8 protein-coding genes are annotated in these 8,220 nt (G+C 69.2%); 4 read left to right on the forward strand and 4 right to left on the reverse strand.

Annotation, left to right across the window (positions count from 1 at the left end):
* The 3 genes from H0U68_RS22590 to H0U68_RS22600 all read right to left on the reverse strand — a co-directional run.
* On the reverse strand, positions 1-1,237 hold a 1,237-nt coding region (locus H0U68_RS22590; RefSeq protein ID WP_296359151.1), incomplete at its 3' end, for a family 1 glycosylhydrolase.
* Positions 1,237-2,439 carry a UDP-galactopyranose mutase gene (gene glf, locus H0U68_RS22595; RefSeq protein WP_296359152.1) on the reverse strand — a complete coding sequence of 401 codons (1,203 nt, stop codon included), beginning with the start codon at positions 2,437-2,439 and terminating at the stop codon, positions 1,237-1,239. The genes glf and H0U68_RS22590, both read right to left, overlap by 1 nt.
* A gap of 12 nt (positions 2,440-2,451) precedes the next feature.
* Positions 2,452-3,633: a glycosyltransferase gene (locus H0U68_RS22600; protein WP_296359153.1), complete on the reverse strand. Its 1,182-nt coding sequence runs from the start codon at positions 3,631-3,633 to the stop codon at positions 2,452-2,454.
* Between the two features lie 173 nt (positions 3,634-3,806).
* Here H0U68_RS22600 and H0U68_RS22605 point away from each other — a divergent pair, with 173 nt between their 5' ends.
* From H0U68_RS22605 to H0U68_RS22620, 4 genes are read left to right on the forward strand one after another with little or no spacing between them, the layout of a single operon-like run.
* Positions 3,807-4,604: a phytanoyl-CoA dioxygenase family protein gene (locus H0U68_RS22605; protein ID WP_296359154.1), complete on the forward strand. Its 798-nt coding sequence runs from the start codon at positions 3,807-3,809 to the stop codon at positions 4,602-4,604.
* An 8-nt stretch (positions 4,605-4,612) separates the two neighbouring features.
* Entirely contained in the window at positions 4,613-5,587 is a 975-nt protein-coding gene (locus H0U68_RS22610; RefSeq protein ID WP_296359155.1) for an aldose 1-epimerase, read from the forward strand.
* Between the two features lie 20 nt (positions 5,588-5,607).
* The gene (locus H0U68_RS22615) at positions 5,608-7,119 is read left to right on the forward strand and encodes an alpha-N-arabinofuranosidase (RefSeq protein ID WP_296359156.1); all 1,512 of its coding nucleotides are present in this window, start codon (positions 5,608-5,610) and stop codon (positions 7,117-7,119) included.
* Between the two features lie 47 nt (positions 7,120-7,166).
* A complete protein-coding gene (locus H0U68_RS22620; RefSeq protein ID WP_296359157.1) occupies positions 7,167-7,613 on the forward strand; it encodes a PaaI family thioesterase in 447 nt (148 codons plus the stop codon).
* On the opposite strand, the gene H0U68_RS22625 is transcribed toward H0U68_RS22620, so the two are convergent.
* On the reverse strand, positions 7,603-8,220 hold a 618-nt coding region (locus tag H0U68_RS22625), incomplete at its 5' end, for a CAP domain-containing protein (protein WP_296359158.1). The two genes, H0U68_RS22620 and H0U68_RS22625, sit on opposite strands and share 11 nt — an antisense overlap.

Genomic DNA, 8,220 nt, shown 5'->3' on the forward strand with positions numbered 1-8,220 from the left:
AGCCGGGGCTGTCCAGCACCGGGTGCGTCACCGGCTCGCCGTGCGCGAGCTGGCGCGCCAGCGCGGCCAGCGCGGTGGGCCGCGGCGGGTCGCAGCGCACGTCCCACAGGCCGGGTTCGTAGTGGCCTTCGGCGCGCGTGACCAGGCTGTCCCAGTCGAAGGTTCCGAAAGCGGCCCAGCAGGTCACGCCGCGCACGTCCAGGCCTTCGGCATGCAGCTTCTGCGCCGTGCGCCAGGCCTGGTGCAGCCAGCGCAGCTGCTCGTCGCGCGAGCACCCCAGGTGCACTTCGGTGATCGCCACCGGCAGGCCGTAGCGTTCGCAGGTTTCGCGCAGGCGCGCCTCGAAGCTGCCGACGATCTGGCCGTGCACGCGCACCCGTTCCACGTCGGCATAGCGGTGGCGGCCGTTGCCGCCGACCAGCTCCGGCGGATAGAGCCCGGTGCGCCCGTCCAGGTGGCGTTCGCTGGTCAGGTAGCTGTTGATGCCGATGATGTCGGGCGCGCAGCCCTGCTCGCCGAACCACAACAGCTCCTGCGCGCTCGCGCCGGACCTGCGCAGGTAGTCCCACATGCCGTGCCGCGCATCGACCTTGCCGGCCAGCAGGTCGAAGCTGAGCCAGCGGCGCAGGTTCTCGAAATCCGCCTGGTACTGCAGGCGCGGCGAGCTGGTGATGTAGCCCAGGTCGTCGGTTTGCACCAGCCGCGCGGCCGGGTTCACGCGGCGCACCGCCTGCATCGCCAGCACCGTGCCGCGCATTTCATTGAGCAGGGCGCGCACGAAGCTTGCGTCGTCGGTGCGGTGCGGATACCAGAAGCCGTACAGGCCGCTGAAGCGCGCCGTCGTCAATGGCTCGTTGACGGGCGTGTAGGCGTCGATGTCGGGGTAGCGCTCGGCCACGGCCATCGCGTAGCCGGCCAGCAGTTCGGGAAACGCGGGGTCCAGCAGATCGGTCCACATCGGGCCGCTGCCGTGGTGCACCAGCCCGGCGATGGGCCGCACCTTCAATTCCTTCAGCCGTGCGATGCGCGCATCGCTCCACTCCCATCCATAAGCGCCGCACTCGCGTTCGGTGCGCTCCCACACCAGCGGAAAGCGCAGGTGGGTGATGCCCAAGCTGGCGAGCCGGTCCAGGTCGTCCAGGCGGTCCGCGAACCCGTTGGACGGCAGCTGGTCAAGGAAGCGGTCGCCAACCCGGTTGACGGTGCATTCCGGGCCGGCCCACAGCTCCAGAGCCATCAGGCCCCGGCCGGCGCCGCCAGCGCCGCGTCTTCGCTGCGTTCGGCTTCACGCGCCTGCTGCAGTCTCTTGAAAGTGGCAAGCGCCTGGCCAACGACTTGGTCCATGTTGTAGTACTTGTACGTGGCGAGCCGCCCGACGAAGGTCACGTTGGGCGTGTTCTCCGCTTCCGCTTCGTAGCGCTTGTAGAGCTCCGCGTTCTCGGGCCGCGGTACCGGGTAGTACGGATCGCCTTCCGCGCACGGATACTCATAGACCACCGAGGTGGTCGGGTGCTCCTGCCCGGTGATGTGCTTGAACTCGCTGATGCGCGTGTAGCCGTAGTCGTTGGGGTAGTTCACCGTGCCCACCGGCTGGAACTGCTCCTTGGGCACGTTCACGTGCTCGAAGCGCAGGCTGCGGTAAGGCAGCTTGCCGAACTTGTAGCCGAAGTAGGCGTCCACCGGGCCGGTGTAGACCATGTGCTTCCACGGCACCAGGTCGACGATCTCGCGGTAGTCGGTGTTGGTCATCACCTTGATGTTCGGATGGTCCAGCATCTTCTCGAACATGCGCGTGTAGCCGTGCCGGGGCATGGCCTGGAACTTGTCGGCGAAGTAGCGGTCGTCGCGGTTGGTGCGGGTGGGCACGCGCGCGGTCACGCTGGAGTCCAGCTCCGACGGGTCCAGCCCCCACTGCTTGCGCGTGTAGCCGCGGAAAAACTTGTTGTAGAGCTCGCGGCCGACCTTGCTGACCACCACGTCTTCCGAGGTCTTGATCTCGTCCTTCTTCTCGGCCACCGACTCGAAGAACTTCTCCACCTCGAACGAGGTAAGGTTCAGCCCATAGAGCTTGTTGATGGTGTCCAGGTTGATCGGCATCGGCACCTGCTGGCCGTCCACGCTGGCCAGCACGCGGTGCTGGTAGGGACGCCATTCGGTGAACCGCGACAGATACTCGAAGATGTCTTCCGAATTGGTGTGGAAGATGTGCGGCCCGTACGGGTGGATGAGCACGCCGTTGTCGTCGTAGCGGTCGTAGGCGTTGCCGCCGATGTGCGGCCGCTTGTCGACGATGAGCACGCGCTGGTTGAGCTCGCGCGCCAGCCGCTCGGCCAGCACGCTGCCGGCGAAGCCGGCACCCACGATGAGGTAGTCGAACCCGGTGTCGCCGGGGCGCGCGGATTGCGCCGCACGCTGCAGGTCATGGCTGATCTTGTCCATCGACGCGGCCCTTCAGGAAGCGGAAACCGCGCCAGCGGCGGTGCCGCTCGCGCGGCGAAGTTCGGCGGCGATGTTCACGGCCGGCAGTTCCTGCGCCTCGCGGGCGGCCTCGGCCTGCAGGATCAGCTGGTACATGGCGTCGGCGGTCGCGTCCCACGAGGTGCGCGAGATGATCTCGTCCACCGCCTGGTCGTGCTGGCGCTTGTCATCGGCGCTGCGCTGCATGATCGCTTCACAGGCTTCGACGAAACCGGCGGCGTCGGCGCGGATCGGCACCACGTGGCCGTAGGGCTCCACCACGTCGCGGATGGCGGTGCTGACTGAAGGACGGCCGCAGGCCATGTATTCCAGCGTCTTCGTCGGGCTGATGAAGCGGGTGGACTCGTTCAGCGCGAACGGCATCAGGCACACGTCCCAGCCGTTGATGAAAGCCGGCAGGTCGGCATAGCTCTGCTGCCCCAGCCACAGGATGTTGGGCAGGCGCGGCAGCGAAGCCGGGTCGATCTTGGCGGTGGGCCCGACCATCACCAGCTGCCAGTCGGGGCGCTGCGCGGCAATGCCGCCGATGATGTCGAGGTCGATGCGCTCGTCGATCACGCCGCAGTAGCCCAGGCGCGGATGCGGCAGGTGCGCCTGCAGCGGGTGGTCTTCGGTGCCGCTGCGGAAATGCAGCGCGTCCACGCTGCTCGGGAAGCAATGCACGTTGCGGTGGCGGTCGCGCTTGGCGTTGTACAGGCTGCGCCCGCCGGTGAACACCACGTTGGCGCTGCGGTACAGGGCGGTCTCCTGGTCCAGCAGCTGCGGCGGCGCGCCGCGGAACGCGGAGAGTTCGTCCATGCAGTCGTAGATGATGCCTTCGGGCTCGAGCTTGTCGGCCATCGGCAGGGCCATGGGGGTGTAGAACCACACCCAGTAATTCTTGATGTCCTGCTTGCGCATGGACTCCGCGACGAGGCGCTGCAAGGCAGGCTTGTGGTCGAGGTGGAAGCCGTGCGCGGCACCGCGCAGGTGCGGCCGCCACACTTCCACGCCGGGCGCGGCGGCGATGTATTCGATATGGTCCGACTCCGCCCCGGGCACCGGCTCTTCGATGAAGACCACGGGCCAGTGTTCAGCCAGTCGCGACAGCAGATGCTGCGGACGTTGGTAAACGAAATTCCAGCGCAGGTGGGAGAAGACGACGAGTGTGTTCATGGTGCCCATTGTGGAGAACGACTGCGCGGCATTGGGGTTACTGCGGGGGTCCAACCAGCTAAATAGTCTGAGTCCTACGCGATCCAGCCCAAGCGTCCGACAACCAAAAGCGCTCAGCTTGCAAAACACTGCAAGCGGTGGAACCATGTCCGCTTCCGCGAGAACCCAACGACATGCGTTACACAGCCGCCGAACACGACGCTTTTGCGCACGACTTCAACCGCGACAGCCTGGTCATCCTGCGCGACCACATCCCGCGCGCCAAGCTCGCGCGTTGGGCCGAGGCTTTCACGCCGCTGCTGCAGTCGCAGATCGCGCGCGAGAAGGATTCGCCCAGCCGCGGCGCGCAGCGCTTCTACGTGACCCTGCCGTTCGACGACCTGTTCGGCGACCCCGAGATCTATGAGGACCGCGACCTGCTGTCGATCCTGCAGCGCATTGCCGGGCCCGAACCGGTGCTGTGCCAGCTGGCCAGCGACACGCCGTTGAAGGGCTCGGATTACCAGCCCTGGCATGCCGACACGCCCGCGCTGTTTCCCGAATGGGGCACCAACGACACGCCGTCGTTCCAGCTGGCCGTCAACTTCGCGCTGTGCGACGTGAACGACGACAACGGCCCGTTCGAAACCACCTTCGGCACGCACCGCATGAACAAGCAGGACGCCATGGACCGGCTGGCACGCGGCGAGCTGCCCATCCACCGCCTGAAGATGCGCATGGGCGACGTGATGATCCGCGACGTGCGCGCCGTGCATCGCGGCACGCCCAACACCACCGGCCAGCCGCGGCCGATGGTGGTGCTGGGCTACAGCCGCCGCTGGTATGTCCGGCCCGAGGTGCAGATCCGCGTGCCGCAGAGCCAGTGGGACAAGCTGTCGCCCATCGGCCGCAGCCTGCTGCGCCACAACCCGGTGGTGTCCGACGCGCAGGCGCTGGTCACCGAAGAAACCTACCGCAACTTCGCCTACTGACCCCGCCGATGCGCACCGACGACGACAAGAACGACGCTTCCCCCGTGTTGAATCCCGCGCTGGTGGCGCTTGCCGCCGGGGAGCTGCGGCTGCTGCTTGCGCCGGAGGCCGGCGGCTCGATCGCGGCGTTCACGCGCCAATGGCGCGAAGGCCGGCGCAAGCGCGAGCTGCACTGGTTGCGGCCCGCCACGGCCGCCGGGCTGGCGGCGCGCAATCCGCTGGACATGGCGAGCTTTCCGCTGGTGCCGTTCTGCAACCGCATCCGCGACGGCCGCGCGCAGTTCGAGGGCCGCGAGATCCGCTTTCCGCCCAACCATCCGGGCGAGGACGCGCCGCATCCGCTGCACGGCATCGGCTGGCTGCGGCCGTGGAGCGTGCGCTCCGCCGACGCGCGCAGTGCGGAGCTGGCGCTCGACGTCGACGCCAGCCAGGCGTGGCCCTGGCGCTTTTCTTCCTGGCAGCGCTTTGCCTTGAGCGAGCGCGCGCTGTCGGTGACCATGGGCGTGCGCAATGACGATACCGCTGCCATGCCGGTGGGCATCGGCCACCACCCGTACTTTCCGCACCATCCCGGCACGCGGCTGCAAAGCGCGGCCGAGGCCATGTGGCGCGGCGACGCCGAGGTGATGCCGGCGGGGCTGGAAACCGGTGGGCCGGTGCAGCGCCTGCGCGAAGGCGTCGTGCTGGCCGAGCTGGAGCTGGACAACAACTTCACCGGCTGGGAGCACAGCACGCGCGTGGACTGGCCGGCCGACGTGCACGGCCCGCGCCGCAGCATCGTGATGCAGGCCGAGGCGCCGCTGGACTACTTCGTGCTGTACTGCCCGCGCGGCTACGACCACTTCTGCGCCGAGCCGGTGAGCCAGTGCACCGACTGGCTCAACCTGCTGCCGCAATACGGCCACGGCCCGCTGGGCGGCGCGCGGCTGGAGCCGGGCGCGGAACTGGTGGTGTCGTTCACGCTGCGGCCGCAGTGGGAATGAGCGGGGCCTGACGCGCGCCGATGATCCGCACGCGCCTGACGCTGGACCGCGACTTCGTCGTCGGCGTGCTGGACCGCCGCATCTTCGGCGCCTTCGTCGAGCACCTGGGCCGCTGCGTCTACACCGGCATCTACGAGCCCGGCCATCCGACTGCGGACGCGCAGGGCCTGCGCGGCGACGTGCTGGCGCTCACGCGCGAACTGGGCGTGACCACCGTGCGCTACCCGGGCGGCAACTTCCTCTCGGGCTACGACTGGGAAGACGGCGTCGGCCCTGCGCAAGACAGGCCGGTGCGGCTCGACCTTGCCTGGCACAGCACCGAAACCAACCGCTTCGGCACCAACGAGTTCATCGCCTGGTGCCGCGCCGCAGGAGTCGCGCCGATGCTGGGCGTGAACCTCGGCACGCGCGGCGCCGACGCCGCGCGGCGCTATCTCGAATACTGCAACCATCCGGGCGGCACGGCGCTGTCGGACCTGCGGCGCAGCCACGGCTGCGCGCAGCCGCACGGCGTGCGCGACTGGTGCCTGGGCAACGAGATGGACGCGCCCTGGCAGATCGGCCAGAAGACGGCCGGCGAGTACGGCCGGCTCGCGCGCGACACGGCACGGCTGATGCGCTGGCTGTCGCCGGACGTCCAGCTGATCGCCTGCGGCTCGTCCAACCGCGAGCTGCCGACCTTCGGCGCCTGGGAGGACCAGGTGCTGGAGCAATGCTTCGACGAGGTGGACTACCTCTCGGTGCACACCTACTTCGAGAACCCGCATGCCGACACCTGGGAGTTCCTCGGCAACATCGACCGCATGGACCTCCACATCAAGGAGGTGGCGGCCATCGCCGACGCGGTGGCCGCGCGCCGGCATTCGCTCAAGCGCATCCTGCTGGCGGTGGACGAGTGGAACATCTGGTACAAGGCGCGCGCCGGCGAGCACGCGCGCCAGCCGGGCTGGCCGCAGGCGCCGCGGCTGATCGAGGAGGTCTACAACTTCGAGGACGCGCTGGCCGCCGGCGGCGCGCTCAGCGTGCTGATGAACAATGCCGGCCGCGTGAAGATCGCCTGCCTGGCGCAGCTGGTGAACGCCATCGGCGCGATCCGCACCGAACCCGGCGGCGCCGCGTGGCGCCAGACCATCTTCCATCCGTTCGCGCTGGCCGCGCGCCATGCGCGCGGCCAGGTGCTGCGCTGCGCCGTCGACGCGCCGGCGCGTCGCGGGCAACTGCACCCCGAGATGCCGTACCTGGTGGCCAGCGCGACCTGGGACGAGGCCAGCGGGCGCATCGCGGTGTTCGCGCTCAACCGGCACCTGAGCGAGGAGCAGGACTTGCGCATCGAATTGCGCGGCATGCCGGCGGCCGTGTCGCTGCACGCCGCCGTGGAACTGCACCACGCGGACATGAATGCCTGCAACACTGAACATGCGCCGGATGCCGTCGCGCCGCATGCGCACGGCCGCGTGCAGCTGGAGCCGGACGGCCTGCGCGCGCGGCTGAAGCCGGGCTCGTGGAACGTGTTCGTGCTGGGCACGCGCTGACGCCTGGGTGATAGCGCGCGGGAGCGCCAGGCGCGACGATGGCGCGCATGTCGCACCCCGAACCCGCGCTCGGCAGCGAAGCCGCACCGCCTGAAGGCTTCCAGCCGCTGTTTCGCACCAGTCCCTTCCTCGACCTGGTCGGCCCGCTGTTCTGGCGGCCCGAGGGTGAATCGTTCACCGTCGGCATGCGCGTGCTGCCGCGGCACGTCAACGGCTCCGGCACCATGCACGGTGGCCTGATCGCCACCCTGGCCGACGTGTCGCTGGGCTATGTGACGGCGGGTTCGCGCAAGCCGCCGCTGCGCATGGCGACCGCCAGCCTCGCCCTCGACTACATGGGTGCGGCGCCGCTGGGCAGCTGGGTGCAGGCGCGCGTGACGATCGACAAGATCGGCCGGCACATGGCGTTCGCCAGCGCATCCATCGCGGCCGAGGGCCGCCCGGTGGCCACGGCGCGCGCGCTGTTCGCGGTGCTGGAACAGCCTAGTTCCTGAAGTCCTGGGTCACCATCAGGCCGTGGCGGCCGCCGTCCAGCACGCCGATGCCCACGCGGCCGAACTGCGGGCGCAGGATATTGGCGCGGTGGCCGGGCGAGTTCATCAAACCCTGGTGCGCCACCGGCAGCGTAGGCGCCAGCGCCAGGTTCTCGCCGGCCAGCAGGTAGCGCACCTCGCCCTTGCGCATGCGGTCCGACAGCTTGCCGCCGTCGGGCGACACGTGCGAGAAATAGCCGCGCGCGAACATGTCGCGGCTGTGCGCGCGCGCCACCTCGGCGAGTTCGGGGTCGGCCTTCAGCGGCTTCAGCCCCTCCCTGGCGCGCTCGGCGTTCACCAGCTCCAGCATGCGCGCCTCCAGTTCCGCGCGCGCCTTCGGGTCCGCCACCGTGAAGCGCAGCGCGACACTGTGCGTGTCGTCCTGCGGCACCTTCAGCGCCTGCAGCGACCGCGCGATGGCCGGCTGGAAGATCGGCGCGAGCTGCGCCTGCACCCACTCCACGCCGGGCGACAGCCGCTCGGCGGCTTCGCTGTCGCGCGCCATCCGCGCCAGCGCGTCCGGCAGCGGCAGCGCGAGCAGCACCACGGTGGCGACGGCGGCATTGAC

Origin of the sequence: Ramlibacter sp., assembly GCF_013697775.1 — a bacterium.
In the GTDB taxonomy this organism is placed as follows: domain Bacteria; phylum Pseudomonadota; class Gammaproteobacteria; order Burkholderiales; family Burkholderiaceae_C; genus Ramlibacter.